Source organism: Thiomicrorhabdus sediminis, from assembly GCF_005885815.1.
In the GTDB taxonomy this organism is placed as follows: domain Bacteria; phylum Pseudomonadota; class Gammaproteobacteria; order Thiomicrospirales; family Thiomicrospiraceae; genus Thiomicrorhabdus; species Thiomicrorhabdus sediminis.
Genome location: NZ_CP040602.1, coordinates 2,208,012 through 2,224,956, shown reverse-complemented (window position 1 = coordinate 2,224,956; position 16,945 = coordinate 2,208,012). Strand labels below are relative to the sequence as shown.

At 45.3% G+C, this 16,945-nt stretch carries 13 protein-coding genes; 8 read left to right on the top strand and 5 right to left on the bottom strand.

Annotated features, from left to right (window positions below):
- Window positions 1–168 precede the first annotated feature (168 nt).
- Window positions 169–1,812, bottom strand: a complete 1,644-nt coding sequence (gene pgm, locus FE785_RS10100) for a phosphoglucomutase (alpha-D-glucose-1,6-bisphosphate-dependent) (RefSeq protein ID WP_138565625.1) — start codon at window positions 1,810–1,812, stop codon at window positions 169–171.
- A 164-nt stretch (window positions 1,813–1,976) separates the two neighbouring features.
- Here pgm and FE785_RS10095 point away from each other — a divergent pair, with 164 nt between their 5' ends.
- The 3 genes from FE785_RS10095 to FE785_RS10085 all read left to right on the top strand — a co-directional run bounded on the left by FE785_RS10095 (window position 1,977) and on the right by FE785_RS10085 (window position 5,659).
- Window positions 1,977–2,288: a hypothetical protein gene (locus tag FE785_RS10095; RefSeq protein ID WP_138565624.1), complete on the top strand. Its 312-nt coding sequence runs from the start codon at window positions 1,977–1,979 to the stop codon at window positions 2,286–2,288.
- 79 nt (window positions 2,289–2,367) lie between these two features.
- Window positions 2,368–4,581 (top strand): TonB-dependent receptor, encoded by a 2,214-nt coding sequence (locus FE785_RS10090; protein WP_138565623.1) that lies wholly within the window; start codon window positions 2,368–2,370, stop codon window positions 4,579–4,581.
- A gap of 175 nt (window positions 4,582–4,756) precedes the next feature.
- On the top strand, window positions 4,757–5,659 hold the full coding sequence (locus FE785_RS10085) for a DnaJ C-terminal domain-containing protein (RefSeq protein ID WP_138565622.1): 903 nt from the start codon (window positions 4,757–4,759) through the stop codon (window positions 5,657–5,659).
- 65 nt (window positions 5,660–5,724) lie between these two features.
- Here FE785_RS10085 and FE785_RS10080 read toward each other — a convergent pair whose 3' ends face one another.
- Window positions 5,725–8,400, bottom strand: coding sequence for a methyl-accepting chemotaxis protein (locus FE785_RS10080; protein ID WP_138565621.1), 2,676 nt, complete (start codon window positions 8,398–8,400; stop codon window positions 5,725–5,727).
- A 195-nt stretch (window positions 8,401–8,595) separates the two neighbouring features.
- Between FE785_RS10080 and FE785_RS10075 the strand changes: the two genes are divergently transcribed.
- From FE785_RS10075 to FE785_RS10065, 3 genes are all read left to right on the top strand, one after another.
- Window positions 8,596–9,696 (top strand): TRAP transporter substrate-binding protein, encoded by a 1,101-nt coding sequence (locus FE785_RS10075; RefSeq protein WP_138565620.1) that lies wholly within the window; start codon window positions 8,596–8,598, stop codon window positions 9,694–9,696.
- 270 nt (window positions 9,697–9,966) lie between these two features.
- A complete protein-coding gene (locus tag FE785_RS10070) occupies window positions 9,967–11,130 on the top strand; it encodes a GGDEF domain-containing protein (RefSeq protein WP_138565619.1) in 1,164 nt (387 codons plus the stop codon).
- Window positions 11,131–11,174: 44 nt separating this feature from the next.
- Window positions 11,175–12,200, top strand: a complete 1,026-nt coding sequence (locus FE785_RS10065; RefSeq protein WP_275115346.1) for a 2-hydroxyacid dehydrogenase — start codon at window positions 11,175–11,177, stop codon at window positions 12,198–12,200.
- A 29-nt stretch (window positions 12,201–12,229) separates the two neighbouring features.
- Here the strand turns inward: FE785_RS10065 and FE785_RS10060 are convergent, their stop codons facing one another.
- Together FE785_RS10060 and FE785_RS10055 are read right to left on the bottom strand one after the other, a co-directional pair.
- Complete coding sequence (locus tag FE785_RS10060; RefSeq protein ID WP_138565618.1) at window positions 12,230–13,546, bottom strand: diguanylate cyclase domain-containing protein; 1,317 nt, start codon at window positions 13,544–13,546, stop codon at window positions 12,230–12,232.
- A gap of 136 nt (window positions 13,547–13,682) precedes the next feature.
- A complete protein-coding gene (locus FE785_RS10055) occupies window positions 13,683–14,393 on the bottom strand; it encodes an SDR family NAD(P)-dependent oxidoreductase (RefSeq protein WP_138565617.1) in 711 nt (236 codons plus the stop codon).
- Between the two features lie 400 nt (window positions 14,394–14,793).
- Between FE785_RS10055 and soxY the strand changes: the two genes are divergently transcribed.
- On the top strand, window positions 14,794–15,261 hold the full coding sequence (gene soxY / locus FE785_RS10050; RefSeq protein WP_138565616.1) for a thiosulfate oxidation carrier protein SoxY: 468 nt from the start codon (window positions 14,794–14,796) through the stop codon (window positions 15,259–15,261).
- A 182-nt stretch (window positions 15,262–15,443) separates the two neighbouring features.
- The gene (gene soxZ / locus FE785_RS10045; protein WP_238696265.1) at window positions 15,444–15,758 is read left to right on the top strand and encodes a thiosulfate oxidation carrier complex protein SoxZ; all 315 of its coding nucleotides are present in this window, start codon (window positions 15,444–15,446) and stop codon (window positions 15,756–15,758) included.
- Window positions 15,759–15,909: 151 nt separating this feature from the next.
- Here soxZ and FE785_RS10040 read toward each other — a convergent pair whose 3' ends face one another.
- Complete coding sequence (locus tag FE785_RS10040) at window positions 15,910–16,914, bottom strand: NAD-dependent epimerase/dehydratase family protein (RefSeq protein ID WP_138565615.1); 1,005 nt, start codon at window positions 16,912–16,914, stop codon at window positions 15,910–15,912.
- Between the last annotated feature and the right edge of the window lie 31 nt (window positions 16,915–16,945).

Below are 16,945 nucleotides of genomic sequence, written 5' to 3'. Positions count from 1 at the left end.
TGCTTATACCTATGATGATAACGCTAATAACTCAGTATCGATTATCAATAGAGAATATGACGCAGCTGTGACAACTGGATGATGGTTTTTTGAAAGTGGGGTCTGCGGCAGACATAAAAAATGCCGCTGGGAATTGGCGGCATTTACCTGTTGGTAACGAGAATTAAATCAGCCGTTCAAAGCTTCACTGACAATCTGCTGTGCTTCTTCTAGGATTTTTGTCAAATGTTCTTCCCCCAAGAAGCTTTCGGCATAGATTTTATAGATGTCCTCGGTGCCGGATGGGCGAGCCGCGAACCAGCCGTTTTCGGTGGTGATTTTGAGCCCGCCGATGGCAGCATGATTGCCCGGCGCATGGGTGAGTTTGTCGATAATCGCTTCTCCGGCTAAGGTGTCGGCTTTGACCATGTCGGCATTGAGGTTACTTAAAATCGCTTTTTGTTCACGGTTTGCCGGCGCGTCAATACGTGTATACACCGGTGAGCCATATTTTTGCGTCAAGGCATGATAATGTTCGCCCGGATCCTTACCGGTGACAGCAAGGATTTCCGCGGCGAGCAGGTTGAGAATAATCCCGTCTTTATCGGTACTCCAAGGATTGCCATCCAAACGCAAGAAAGAGGCGCCGGCAGATTCTTCGCCGCCAAAACCGAATTCGCCGGTCTGTAGGCCATCGACAAACCATTTAAAACCAACCGGTACTTCACACAGGTTAAGGCCATTGGCTTTGGCGACACGGTCGATCATCGAGCTGGAAACCAATGTTTTCCCCACAGCGGCCTGAGTCGGCCAGTTTTCTCTATGGGTAAACAGATAGTCAATCGCCACCGCCAGATAATGGTTTGGATTCATCAAACCCATCGATCGGGTGACAATGCCGTGGCGGTCGACATCGGGATCGTTACCGAAAGCCAAATCGTATTTGTCTTTAAGTTTAATCAATCCTGCCATCGCATAAGGAGAGGAACAATCCATACGGATTTTGCCGTCTTTGTCGACACTCATAAATGAAAAGGTGGCATCAACACGCGGGTTGACGATATCGATATTCAAACCGTATTTGTCGGCAATCGGTTGCCAGAAATCAATAGCCGCGCCACCCATCGGGTCAACCGCGAGTTTGAGATTGGCATCTTTAATCGCCTGCATATTGATGACCTTGTCGAGATTATCGACATAAGGGCTGATCAAGTCCTGCGCATTGACAAATTCCGATGCCAAAGCATCATCTAAATCGATGCGCTGAACCGCTGTCGAACCATCTTTGATAATCGTATTGGCGCGAGCTTGAATCCAATTGGTGATATCGGTATCGGCAGGTCCGCCATTAGGCGGATTGTATTTAAAACCACCATCTTCAGGAGGGTTATGTGATGGGGTGATGATGACGCCATCGGCCAGACCGGCCTGACGTCCTGCGTTATAACTGAGAATGGCATTGGAGATCACCGGTGTCGGCGTATAGCGGCCATTGCCTTGAATAACGAGCTTAACCTTATTGGCGGCAAACACTTCGATTGCGGTACTGTGCGCGGCCTCTGACAGGGCGTGGGTATCCATACCCATAAACAGCGGGCCGATAATATTGTTAAGATGGCGATACTCGACAATTGCCTGGCAGATGGCGGCGATATGGGTGTCGTTAAAGGTGTGTTTATTGGCGCAACCGCGATGACCCGATGTGCCGAAACTGACTTGTTGTGCGGGATCGTTGATATCGGGTTTGAGGTGGTAGTAATTACTCACCAGAAAGGGAATGTTTTCAAGTAACGAAAGTGGTGCTTTTTGACCCGCATATTCAGAAACAGCCATGAAACCCTACCTTTAAACTGAATGATTGAATTACTATCCATTCTATCCAATTTATACTGATTTTTTATGATTTCTATTTTGGCAGTGTTCCTGAAGTTATTTTTAATCAATAAATACCGGTTTTTATTTATAATGAGCGGGTTGGGAACTCAATTGTCGGTTTTATGAAAAATAACTTTTTAAATCATTGTGTTAATTGGCGCATACTTGTAAGTAGATTCGCGTTCATTTTTCTGGCGATGTTCCTGTTCGCACAAACAGAGGGGATTGTTCATGCCGAAATTCATCATTTCCATGAGCATGAAGCCAGTTGTGACATTTTTGAGAATCTGGCGCAACCCTTCAGCCCGACAACTCATGCAAGTTTTGCGGATCTGTCGCAGACAGCATCCGATGCCTATTTAGAACAGCTTGTACCTCTTTTTCATAAAAGTCATGTCGACCACTTCTTTGGCAGAGCTCCGCCAGCTTTCTAACTAAATCCACTGACAATTTTTTTGACCCATAGTGTTTACGCGCTAGGGGGTTGTGTTGATTTATTTTAGGAAAAAGACAATGAAATTAACGAAATTAAACTTAGCGGTGTTGCTTGCCGCCTATGGTTTGGCTCAGCATGCTTCTGCAGAACAGGCCTCAGAACTGGCTCCGGTGACCTTAACCGCATCACCGATTAACCAACATGGTACTTTTGATGTGCCTTCACAAATTAATGTTTTAACCGACAATGATAAGTCAGCGAAAGAAAGTGGTTCTTTGGCTGACATGCTAGAGCCTATTACGGGTGTGAATAACTTATCAAGTGGGAGTCAGTCAGGTAAACCGGTTATTCGAGGGATGACAGGAAATCGCGTCAAGGTATTATCCAATGGTCAGACGACCGACTATCAGGCTTATGGTAATCGCCATAATCCAAATATGGATCCGTACCTTGCTGAGCGTATTGAAGTGATTCGTGGTCCTCAAAGCGTGTTATTTGGTTCCGAGGCTTTGGCGGGGGTTGTCAATGTGATGCAGTCAAGTTTGCCTTATGGGCAGCACTCTGAAGGAGAAGTGGCTGCTGAATACAATACAAACAATCAGGAAAAAATGATTGGAACCAAGATCGGTATGGGGTCGGACAGATTTGCGGTTCATGCAGGAGCATCTATTCGAGAGGCGGATAATTTTCATGTACCTACGGTCAGCTCTTCACAAGGCGCAACGCCAAGCAGTGTCAAAAGCTATGATCCATTATTTGTAGGTGAAGTGCTTAATACCAATTTTAAAAACCGTGCTGCGACACTGGGAATGGGTTACCAGCAAGACTGGGGTTTGGTTGAGTTGAGATTTAATCACTGGCACTCACTACAGAATTATTTAGGTATTGAGGCCGATAATACTGCATCCGAATATGAAGCGGTTGCTGCCGGTCAAAAATTGCAGAATGATGAGATGCAATTCAAGGCAGAATTTTTTACCGATAGTGATTGGGTGATAAAGCCGAGCTGGAGCCATATTCGGAATCAGCGTGAAGCGACCCATGATCTGCCGTTTGAAACGATGGCTCAAGAAAAGGGTGAAGATCATTATTTAGATGTATTGGTTAGGCGAAACGACTATAAGTTGGCTTTTGAGCACCCTAAAATTGGCGGCTTTGAAGGTGAGTTAGGGGTTGAATTAACCGATAAAGATCAAATTTTACGTTCAGGGCATTTAACGCCAACAGCAAATGTTGATAAAAAGGCGATTTACTTGTTTGAAGAAACCGAAATGGATAACTGGTTAGTTCAATTTGGTGCTCGCTATGATACTCACTCAGTTGAGGCTCCTATCAATGCTCAGAATGAGCATTTCGAGCATTTAGGTTTTTTCGATGAAACAAATAATGAACGTGACTTCGGGGTTTTGACAGGTTCATTCGGCGCAAACTATCGTTTAGACGGTAACTGGAGTGTAGCCGCCAATCTAGGTCAAGGCTTCAGAGCACCGAGTATCTTTGAACTCTATGCAGGTGGTGAGCATGGTGGCGTACAGGCTTTTCAACTTGGAAACCCTGATCTGGATGCTGAAACATCTTTGAACGCTGACCTATCGCTTCGTTTCCAGTCGGATAAAACGCAGATGGTAGCGACTCTATACAACAACAGTATCAAGAACTATATTTACTTGGCAAATACTGGATTCTATCGTTACAGCGAAGCGGAAATTGAATCGAACGGTGCCTTAGATGAAGATGATTTGGCAACGCGTTTTGCTGAAGGAACTCAGCCTTCAGGTACTTTGCCAGAAATGCAGGCGCAGCAAACTGATGCCCGTATTTTTGGTGCCGAGTTTAGTTTGAACCATCAGTTTGATTCAACTTGGTCCGCTGATTTAGGTATAGAAATTATTCGTGGGGAAGATACTAAGCAGAATCGAATTCTGCCTTTGATTCCAGCGAATAATGCACGTGTAGCCATTCATTACCAACCAAAGCATTGGCAAAATCTAGAACAACAGAAATGGAGTTTGAATGTTAAGTTGGTGGATGCAAAGAATGCGGCTGGAGCCTATGAGCCTTTCTCTCAGTTTGATTCATCTGTCAAAGTTGGCACTTCAAGTACTCGGGCTTATGCGGTTTATGGTTTAAGCTATCAGGCGCAAGTTAAGCTGGACAAGCAAAACTTAAAGGTGTCGGCAGCGGTCGAAAACTTGTTTGACACGGCTTACATTGATTTCTTAAATACCTACAAAGGTTATACCCTAAATAGTGGGCGCAACTTCAAATTGACAATGAAAATGGATTTCTAAGCAAAGTTTTTGTTGTTAATTACTTAAAAGCCTGTATTTATTACAGGCTTTTTTGTATTCTGTGCCGCAAAAAGACTGCTGATGGGTGCTGGATTATTTGCATCATCTAACTTGAAAAAACTACTTTAGCCCATATCTTAAAGGCAGTCAGAAAATTTATGAGATCAGATGCTTTATGAGTAAAGATTATTATGCAACTTTGGGTGTTTCTCGTACCGCGAGTGATGCCGAAATTAAAAAAGCCTATCGTAAGATGGCGGCCAAGTATCACCCAGACAAACCGACAGGAGATGAAGCCAGGTTCAAGGAGATTAGTGAAGCCTATGAGACCTTGAGTGATGCGGAAAAACGCTCGATGTATGACCAGTTCGGTTCCGATTACCAGCAGCATGGCGGTTTTGGTGGTGGCGGAGGTTTTGGCGGTTTTCAGGGTGGTGATTTCGGCGATATCTTCGGTGATATGTTCGGCGGCGGTTTTGGTGGTGCCGGTGGCGGTTTCGGCGGCCAGAGACAAGCACGCCCGCAAAAAGGCGAAGACCAGACCGTCAATGTCATGGTGTCTTTGAGCGAAGCGGTCGAAGGCACTGAACGTACCATTAACATCCAAACCGGTAATCCGAATTCGGCGAGTTATTCCTATGATACCAAACCGCTCAAGATTCGTATCCCGGCCGGAGTGACTCAGGATCAGAAAATCCGTGTTAAGGGCAAAGGTTTCAGCGGATTTAATGGCGGACCGAATGGTGATGTGATTATTCAGGTCAATCTGGAAAAACATCCGCATTATCGTGTCGAAGGCAAGGATGTCTATCTGGATTTGCCGGTTACGCCTTGGGAAGCCGCTTTGGGTGCCAAGGTCGAGATCCCGACCTTGAAAGGTAAAATCAAAATGGCGATTGCCGAAGGCACACAATCCGGTGCTAAATTGCGTATAAAAGGCCGCGGCCTGGGTGTCGATCCGGGCAACCAGTATGTGATTGTGCAAATTCATACCCCGCCAGTCAGCAGTGAAGCCGACCGTGAACTTTACGAAAAAATGGCGGAACAGATGGCGTTTAATCCGCGAGCGGATATGTAATCACTCTTGCTTAATCCATAAAAAAAGCGCCTAAATGGCGCTTTTTTGTTTTTCAGATTTTAAATTTACTTAAGACGTTTTTGACTATCAATTTCAAAACCGGCCACGGTGGATTCAAGCTCTTGGGCTTCGCTGTTCACCTGAATTGCATTTTGCGATAGGGTTTCCACCAGATGCGCATTGTTCTGCGTGGTTTGATCCATATCGGTGATACTGCTATTGACCTGAGTGATGCCATCGGCTTGTTCCAAGCTGGCGGCGCTGATTTCGGCAACAATGTTATTGACCTCCTCAATCGCCAGATGAATCTGTTCCAGCGACTCATTGGATTGATTCACCAGTTGGGTTCCCCCCTGAATCTCTTTTACCGTGTTTTCAATCAGTTGTTTGATCTCGTTTGCCGCATCGGCGGAGCGCCCTGCCAGATTACGCACTTCACCGGCGACCACGGCAAAACCACGACCGGCTTCACCGGCGCGAGCCGCCTCCACCGCGGCGTTTAATGCCAAAAGATTGGTCTGGAAAGCGACACCATCAATCATGGTGATGATTTCATTGATTTTGCCGCTTGCCTGCTCAATATCATGCATCGCTTTCATGGTCTGCTGCATAATCTGCACCCCCTGTTGGGTGGTCGTGCTCGCATTTTGTGCCAGTTCGTGAGCGCGTTGTGCGTTTTGCGAGGTGTTTTGCACCGATGCGGTCATCTGTTCCATAGCGGTAGCGGTTTTTTCCAGCGATTCGGCCTGTTGTTGGGTACGCTGGTTGAGTTCAATACTGCCGCTAGAGATCTCGTTGGCATCATTGGAAACGATATTCGAAGCTTCACGAATCGATAACACCATATTGCCCAAATGTTGGATGGAACTGTTCAATGCCTGCTTCAGTTCTTCCAGTTCTCCTTCATATTGGTCTTCGATCATCTGGGTCAGATTACCTTCGGCCATCGCCTTGGCGGAATTAGTGATTTCATCAATCGCCGACTGTATTTCCGATAGCGAAGCATTGACCGAGTTCTGCAGGTTTTGCATCTGACCTTGCAGTTCACCTTCAACGCGACGTGAGAACACCCCTTTGGCGGAGCATTCCATGGCTTCACTGATGCTGTGAATCGCATTGTCCATTTGGCTTAAGGCGGTATCGACCTGATGTTTCAGTTCGCCGCGCACTTGTTCATCCAAACGTACCGAGAAATCACCCAGTGCGATTCCTTGCATCACTTTTGATAATTCGTTCATGGTGAACTGAACGCTTTGCGCCGAGGCATTGACCGCCTGTTTCAGTTCATCCAGGTCACCGTTGAGTTCGGCATTGACGCGTTGTGTGAAATCCCCGTCACCGATCGCTTGCATAATCTGTTTGATCTCTCCAAAAGAGTTGTCCAGTTTGCCCATTAAATTATTGATGGCAATACCTGCTTGCGCAATTTCATCTTGACCTTGTACCTGATGACGAATATTGAAATCACTGCTTAATTCGATTTGCTGAATGGTCTGTACCAGTTTATGAATTGGCTGAGTGATGGTGCGTACAATCAGAACCGCCAGCAAGACAATCAATAAAACGGCAATGACAAAAACCAGCCATGCGGTCATTTGCAAGCTGTGGCTGCTGGCAAGGGCTTCATCTCTATCGAGTTCAGCAATTAGCGCCCATTTCAAACCGTAAATATCCAGCGGTGTATAGGCACTCATTACTTGTGTCTGATTAAAGCTCGCCATCATGTCGACCCCGGCATTGTCTTTTAGCGCCTGATTGACGGCGGCATAATTCGCGGCACCACTAGCTGGGTTGGTGAAGGATTCGGCCACCTGGTGAGCGGCATCCTTTCTGGAAGCGGTACGCATCAGGTAATCGCTACCGACAATAAAACTGTCACGACTCGAGTCGCCGGCGCTTTGATCGGAGGTGATTTGTTCTAAGGCACTGTTATCCAGTTGTACCACCAAAACGCCTAGAGGTTGGTTATTGAAAAAGATCGGTGTGGCGGCAAAGGCTCTTACCTGATTTCCAACGGCTTTATAAGGAGCAAAGTCGATCAATGCCATTTCATGATAGTTTAGGTTTTTCGCCTGCTGATAAGCCTGATCCAGACCGCTTTCAGCCAGTGGGCTGGATGGCAGTAATAGACCGAAATCGGCCTTTTTATTGACGCTATATAAAATACGCCCGCTTTTGTAATCGATTAGATAAAGGTCTTTGAATTTAGCGTTATCGATAAAGTTTTTCACCACCGGCTGCATCGAGGCGTGGATAGCGTGATAAGGCGATTGGCTGGTTCCTTTATTCAGTTTCCAGAATTCGGTTTCATTATTCGGGTTATTAAGCAGGTAGTCCTGCTGCATCATCAAGGCGACATCGTCGAGCTTTTCGGCATAGTTTTGTTGGTTGAGGTTTTTTGCCGAATCCAGCTTTAGGTAGCTTTGCGATAATTGCGCGCGCACATTTTCGAGGTTTTGCTCTTTCGCCAGAGCCTGATAGCTATTGACCTGATTAGGCAGGTAGAACATCGCTTGTAAAATAACCTGAGTATCGGCCAAGGTATAAACCTGACTGGCGACATTGTCGAAGTAACGCTCGATAGAGGCTTTTTGACCATCACGAATGGATGCCAGCTGGCCTTCTGCCAGTTGTTTGAGGCCTCTATCGGCTTGTTGAATGGAAACTATGGCGAAAATAAACAGGGGTGTCAGGCCAACTAACAAAAAACTGCTTAACAGCTTAGGGGTAAGTTTCATCATGTGCTCCCGAATGACCGCAAGGTTTAATCAATGTGTTTTTTTATTCATATTGTCGAGGGGGGTGTGATATTTCACCCGGTTTAGGTTAGCAGATTTTCTTACTGGGTAACATGACGTATATCAACAATTTAGAAAATATAGCAGATAAATGGGATTTTGCTAAAATGGAGCCAAATTTAATAAAGGAGTTTTAGTATGAAACGTAGAGATTTTCTCGGCGCTGTAGCGGGGGCGACTGCGGCAACGGCTTTGACGGCTTGTGGTAATGAAGAGTCGGCAAAAACCGTCAATGTCGAACCTCAAAAAAGCTATGAATGGAAAATGGTCACCACCTGGCCGAAGAACTTTCCTGGACTAGGTACTTGCGCCAATAATATCGCTAAGTTGATTACCGAAATGAGCGGTGGACGTATCAATGTCAAGGTCTATGGTGCCGGTGAACTGGTGGGTGCTTTTGAGGTGTTTGATGCGGTATCACAGGGCAATGCGCAATTAGGGCATGCCGGGGCTTACTACTGGAAAGGTAAGATTCCTTCGGCCTCGTTTTTCTCTTCGGTACCTTTTGGTCTGACGGCAGATGAAATGAATGCCTGGTTGTTTTATGGCGGTGGTCTTGAACTTTGGGAAGAAGCCTATAAACCATTTGGTCTGATTCCAAATCCGGGCGGAAACTCAGGCACTCAGATGGGTGGCTGGTTCAATAAGGAAATCAATTCCTTGGCCGATTTGGAAGGTTTGAAAATGCGTATGCCGGGCTTGGGTGGCGAAGTCTTGAAACGTGCCGGCGGTATTCCGGTAACTCTTCCTGGTGGCGAGCTGTTCCCATCCATGCAATCGGGGGCGATTGACGCCACCGAATGGGTTGGCCCATACAATGACTTGGCGTTTGGTTTCCATAAGGTGGCCAAGTATTACTACACTCCAGGCTGGCAGGAGCCGGGTACCACCATGGAATGTATGATCAATGCCGAAGCATTTAACGGATTGCCAGCGGACCTGCAGAGTATCGTGCGTAATGCCATCAAGGTTGCCAACGCCGATATGTTGTCGGAATATACCGCACGTAACCAGCAGGCTCTGCATACATTGATTACCGAGCATAATGTTGAATTACGCCACTTCCCGGATGATGTTTTAAAAGAGTTGAAAAAGATCTCGATGGAAGTCATTGAAGAAGAAGCTGCCAAGGATGATTTGTCTAAGCGCGCTTGGGCCTCACAAAAGGCGTTTAAAGAACAAGTGATTAAATGGACGGAAATTTCCGAACAGACTTATTTACGTGCCAGAGCTTTATAAGGCCTGGGTCGACAATAAAAACAGTTGGTTTAAAGCCGTCGCCTATCACAAGATAAGCGGCGGTTTTTTTATGTCTGCTGAAATGCAATGGAGGGTTATTTTGGTCTCCAAGTTTTAATTGCGATTTATTTTTGATAGGTTAAAATGCGTATTTAATTATTTTAAGGCTAAACTTTTACGTACTTGTGCCGATTAAGTCTGTTCATGTTCATTATTAACTGAACGAATTTGTTTAATCGCCATCAACTGTAAGCGTATTGGATTTCGGGAATGAAAGAGTCAGCGGATTTAGAAACAGCCAAACCTATCTGGGCAAGGGCATTGGATACCAGTATTGAGGATCCACGTCGTTATTCAAGGCTATTATTGGCAAATGCCTTATTGTTGGTGGGTGTGCTATTGAATGCGTTTTTAGCAACGCTGAACTTGTTTACCTCCCCCGGATCTTACGGCTTTGTCATGCATATTATCGCCTTTTTTGTCTTTATCGGTTTGATGCTGCTGTTGCGCAAAAAGCAAAACCTAGTCATGATCGGACACATCACCGCGGTGATCACCGTATGCGGTTATGCCATGTTACTTGGTTATAGTTCCTATCAATACGATTTGATTTTTCTGGCGCCGTTAATCCCTTTTATTTTATTTCTGCTTAACGGTAACCGTGCCGGAGTGCTGTATTTTGCCATTTGGCTGGTTCTGATCATGCCGATTGCTTTTCAAGGAGTGGGGCGCTGGTATGGTGGTGAATGGCATTATGATGATATTGTCCGTTTGCTGCTGATTTCACTGATTTCTGCCGGTGTCGCGTTTTTGGTCGAGTTCAGTCGATGCATCAGTGCCAAACGTGAAAATCATCGCCGCAATGCGCAGCAATTGTGCATGCAGGAGCTGCGCAATATGTCGCGTACCGATGCCTTGACGGGGTTGTATAACCGCCATTACTTCAATGAGGTGATTGATGATTTTGTGCTGCAGAGTCAAAACCAAGAAAAACAGATGACCTTCTTTTTACTGGATATCGATGATTTTAAATTCTACAACGACACCTATGGTCATCAACAGGGAGACGAGGCGTTACAGTTGGTGGGCAAGACCATTAAAGACTATGTCAAACGCGAGAACGACCTGGTGTTTCGATTGGGGGGAGAAGAGTTCGGCGGGCTGGTCAGCGGTCGCGACAGCGATAATATCGAAAAATGGCTTGTTGGACTGGTCAAAGAGATTGAAAATTTAAACCTGCGTAGCGCCAACGAAAGCGAGCATCCTTTTGTCACCGTATCGATGGGAATCAGTTCTAGTCAGGTGGCAACACGTGCCGATTTTGACCGGTTATATAAAGCTGCCGACGACGGTATGTATCTGGCCAAACAACATGGCCGAAACTGCGCGGTCAAATATAATGGTTCAGATTTGGTCGAAATTTTGGCATCATAACTTTAGCGCTAAGCACTTAAACTTCGCTGGCACTAAAGGAAGAAATGATGTCTGATAATACCGTTACCCACGTTGTCTCCTTCAGCTGTAAAGAGTATGACGAGCAGGCCTTGTGTCGGGTTTTCGATGAAACCATCCATGCGAAATACCTGGAAGTGCCTTTGGATGCCAATACCGTAGTCTATGCCAAGCAAGCCAAAGTAATCACCGCGTTTGTCAATGACGATTTAAGCGCGCCGATTCTGCAACAACTCAATGACTATGGCGTAGAGCTAATCGCTTTGCGTTGTGCCGGATTCAATAATGTCGATTTGGCCGAGGCCAAGCGTTTAGGTCTGCGTGTGGTTCGAGTTCCTGCCTACTCCCCTTATGCGGTCGCAGAACATACGATTGGTCTGATGTTGGCATTGAACCGAAAGTTTCATAAAGCCTATAACCGTGTGCGTGATGGCAACTTCGCTTTGAAAGGGCTGCTGGGTTTCGATATGCACGGTAAAACAGTCGGAATTGTCGGTGCCGGTCGAATCGGTCGCTTGGTAGGTAAAATGCTCAAGGCGTTTGGTTGCCATGTTTTGATTTATGATCCCTATTCCTGCGAGGCCTGTAAAGAGTTGGGGATCAAGCAAGTCGAATTGAACACCCTTTTCGAAAATGCCGATATCATCACTCTGCATTGCCCCCTAACCCCTGAATCGACACATTTGATTAATGATCAGAGCATTGCGACGATGAAAAAGGGGGTCATGTTGATCAATACCGGACGCGGTGCCTTGATGGATTCCAAAGCGCTGATAGAAGGCCTCAAGTCTAAGAAAATCGGCTACTTGGGTATGGATGTTTTTGAACGCGAAGGCGCGTTGTTTTTTGAGGACCACTCCTGCGAGATTATCTATGATGACGAATTCGAGCGTTTATTGACCTTTCCCAACGTATTGGTGACCGGACATCAAGCCTACTTTACCGAGGAAGCTTTGAGCCATATTGCCGAAACCACCGCGCAGAACATTTATGAATATCGTAAGCAGGGCAAAGATTCAAAACGTCTGTTGAATGAAATTGAAATCAGTTAGTTGCAGCCACCTCAATCCCAATTAACGGATCAATCGATGACCATGCAGTTACGCCCTTGCTGCTTGGCGCTGTAAAGCGCGTTGTCGGCACGCTTAAGAAAATCGTATTGCTGTTCTTGCCGACGGTATGCTGTCGCCCCGGCAGAAACTTTTATGTCTTGTTCACACTGATCGATTGTGATTTTATCGAGTAGCTCTTGGATGCGGTGATAAAGCTGTTTGATCGAATCTTCAGTGCCTTCTAGCACGATAAGAAATTCCTCACCGCCTAAACGATAGACATCGGCGTTGATATAGAATTTGGCGACCCTTTTCAGAATTTTGCCAAGTTCCTGCAAAGCCCGATCGCCGATATCATGACCGTAGCTGTCATTGATCTTCTTAAAGTGATCGATATCGATCATTATCGCCCAAATGGCTTTTTTATTGTCGGATTCTTGATACTCGATGAGTTTTTGCGGCAGAGTCAAATTCAGGCTATGACGGTTTTTCAATCCGGTCAAAAAGTCATGATGAGCAATATAATGTGTTTCACGTTGTAATTTGTTGTTGAGCAATTTTCTCTTCTGCTCCGAGTTGTAGATCAGGCTGACCAGCACGAAAATCAGAATAGAGGTTAGCAAGATGATTGTATTGACGGTGAGAAAAGCTTGTTTGGAGGTCTTTAAGGCATTATCCAAGTCGATCTTATAGGAAATAAAACCGCGAATTTTACCGACCGGTTCAAAAAAGCCGCGTTCACTGCCATATTGTTCGATCAAATCTTGCGGAGCCTGTTTCGGATCACCATGACAATATAAGCATGAAGATTGTGTTTTTGCCAAAGGCAATATGACATGAAGCGCTTCTTTGCCATTGATGCTATCAATATTCTGGATCTGCTTTAAATTAGGCTCCTGGTTGAAACGCTCTATCAATTCCAACTCGGTTTGGCTTGCCTGGTTTTTCGGATTCATCGCATTACTGGCGGCTATCCGGTATTGCCACTCGGGTAATTGGTTCTCAATAAGCAGGTTCTGATAAATACGGAAAACCTGCTCTGAGATATAGGCCGAAGATAAGACACGTTTTTCAAAGTAGTCCGATGAAAGCAGACCTTGATGCATATAATCGTAGATTACCGGTTTGACATTGTTGCTGATATAGCTACGTAAGGCTTTTTGGTAGAGTAGATGATGGCTTAAATCATTAAGCTTGTTTTCAATCGTTGATTGGCGGATTTTGTCATAAAGGACAAATGAAACCAGCAAATAGGTCGTTAAAAGAATCAGCGCCAATAGATACAGAGGCTTCTTATTGATGGACTCAATTTTTGGCGGCATATTGGGGATATTTGCAGACTTCATAAAGATATCATAATTGATGTTTTATCAAATCCGCAGAATTTTTTTACTTTTTGTAGTGTTTTGCAATCAAGAAAAACCGTATATAAATTAATGGTTTAAGCTGTTATGCGTATCTTGGTGCAGATGCTTTGAGACATTATCTTGGCAAGGAACCGTTATTGATGTCGATGCAGATTCCATTGATGTATTCAGGGCATTCCGTACCTAGCCAGAACATCGCCTGAGCGACTTCCTCGGCCGAGGCAAAACGGCCGCTAATGGTGTTTTGCAAAAACGCTTTTTGTCGATGTTCGGGAATACTCGCCAGTAAATCGGTTTCCACCGGGCTAGGCGCGACCGCATTGATAATAATGTCACCTCTAAAGGCTTTCGAATAAGCTTTGGTTGCATTGATTAAGCCCGCCTTGGCAATACCGTACCAAATATCGGGATGACCAATCTGTCCGGCAATCGAGGCGTTATTGACCACTCTTGGAGTATAGGCTGACTTGGCCCTGAGAGCCGGTTCCAATAAACGGGTCAGCTCAACCGGGGCGATGATATTCAGGTTCAAGGCGTAGTCACGGCGTTCGCGGGGATAGTTTTCATAGGTAATCGGCTGCAAAAGCCCGGCATTATTAATGAGCACATCGATATTATCGAATCGGTTGGTTAAGGCTTCTAACTGCTCAATGTGGCTGAGGTCGAAAGGATGAAGCTTAACATTAGGGTGGTTCTGGTAATCGAACCCGGCCTGATTGCTGAAATCGCGGGCAATGATATGGACAAAGTCTCCCTGATCAAGATACATTTTGCTTAAAGCAAGGCCGATGCCTTTATTTCCACCCGTAATCACCACCTGTCGCATAGCATTCCTTTACTTGTGATTTTGACTCCAATTGGCAAGAACTTTACGGCTATTTACCCATCCGTGCAAGCAAATCCATGCTTTTCAATCTTGTGATAAGTATTGAGGCAAGTACTGATTGTTTGGAGCAACTCTGGCAATAGTTTATACGCTAGTTTTTCTAATGGAGGTTTGGTTTTTGTTATAACCTGTTGATAAGTAAGTATAAAAATATCTGTTTTAAGTGTTTTGAAGTTTTGATGGGATAAAAATGTGGCAAATTATTTTGCTTGCCTTATCTATGGAAATGAATAATCTGGAGTCAAGGATATTAGCCCTTGCTTATATTGATAATCAAACAGGTGCTACAAACGAAGGGTTTAATTCCTCACCAGTAATTTTCTAAAAGGAGCTAACGATCATGAAACGTAGATCATTTTTAAAACACGGATTAGCAACCGGTTCTGCATTGATTGCGGTGAATGCAGGTTTACTAACTCCAACAACCGTATTAGCGGATTGGAACAAACAGGCTTTCAGTGCGAAGACCAGTGATGAGGCATTGAAAGGAATTTTTGGTAGCAGCAGTGTTGCAGAGTCGGGCGATATTCAATTAAAGGCGCCGGCAATTGCAGAAAATGGTGCGGTAACCCCGGTGACGGTTGATGCTTCGGCACTTGAAGGCGTGGAGTCGATTGCGATTCTTGCCAGCAAGAACCCGCAGCCGTTGGTTTGTGAATACCGATTTGCCGCCGGTGCCGAAGGTTATGTCTCGACTCGTATCAAGATGGGACAAACCATGGATGTCATGGCGGTGGTCAAAGCCGGTGGCAAACTCTATCAAGCGAAACAAGAAGTTAAAGTCACGATTGGTGGCTGCGGCGGCTAGTTAAATTTAAAAAGGATCTTTGATCCAGTGTCGTTGTTGCCTTGCGACTTCCGATTCTCATGTATCGATATACATTCCGATTCGGTTTCTTAAGCGCCTAGACACTGAATAAAATCTCTCTTTTTAAAACGTAACTATTTAAAAAGCCAAAACTTTAGATTAAGAATTCTGTAGAGGACAAGATGATGAGTATTAAAATCAGAATGCGTGGTAAATCAGTCAATGGCGTAGCTGAAATCAAAGCTTTGATTAAGCATGAGATGGAATCCGGTGCGCGTATGAATAAGAAAACCGGTAAGCCGTATCCAGCGAAATTTATCGATATGGTGGAAGTGCTGGTAAATGGTGAGAAAACCGTTGATGCCCAATGGTCAGGTGCGGTTTCGGCCAACCCTTATATGGCGGTCAAGGTTAAGGCCGATAAAGGTGATAAGGTAACGGTTCAGTTATCAGACAATACCGGAGAAAAAGGCTCCGAAGTGATCACTCTTAAATAACCTGAATCAATTTGATTAAGCTAGATAATCCTCAACCTGTCCAGATCGGGTTGGGGATTTTTATTTTTTCGGCGGGTTTGATTCGAGCCGATTCCACATTTCATTCGGCAATTTGAGGATGAAAACAGTATTATTTGATGCCAAGTCGGTGCTAATTTATGGGTTTGGCCATACTCATATTGGCTTGTTGCTTGTGCTGCATCTCGCTTAATTGTACATCGATTGCTTCTTGCCAGTGGTGTTGCGGTTGATAACCAAGTATGTCAGTAGCCTTGTGGTTGTCGACATTGACCTCTTCCAGTAAGTGAATAATGCTTCGGGTCACCAAGGGTTGCCAGGGTACAATAGGGTTCAATTTTTCCATTAGCCAACCAAATAGATAAGCCATGGAAAAGGAAACATTGAAATGGGGTTTAGGGTGACCTTTGCTATGCAGGTATTCAATAACCTCTCGAACCGTGGGTATTTCCGGACCAGTGATATTAAATGACTCGTAGCCCGATATGCCCTCGGTCACTACGGCTCGGTAAAAAGCCTGACCGATATCTCGTCCATCGGTGATTGGCATGCTGGTTTGTCCATGAGCCACCCAAGGTACCAAGTGTGTTTTCAAGCGTGGTATCAAAATCGGTAACAACCCCAAGGCATAACGTTGACCGGCAAACAGTCCTAAACGCAAATTGATGACGGTGAATGAACCTGTGGCCTTTTCTCTCAAATAGTTCTCAATGCGGATGACATTGTTCAAATGAGGCCAGAAATCCCTGCGAATACCGTCGTTCATTGCATCGTTCGACCGGTCCGGAGCTGCCGCGCTGGTGGTACTGACATTGATAAATCGTGTGACCCCGGCCTTAACGGCCAAATCGATCATATGTAATGTAGGTGACAGAAAAAGTTGTTCGGATTCTGGGGCATGACCATATAAAGAGGTCCATGCAAAAGCATTGCAGACGGTGTCAACGCCATCAAACAGTGAGTGCAGATAAGCCTTGTCATTGATATCTCCGGCGCTGATTTTACCCGTAAACCCAGGTGGTAATCTTTGTGGGTTGCGGCAAGCGGCAATGACTTCGATGGAGTTGTCGGCGGCAATCGCCTGTAAAGCATGACTGCCGACAAAGCCGCTGGCACCAATGACTAATACTTTTTTCATATTCGCTTCCTTAGTACAGCGTGTGTGAAGT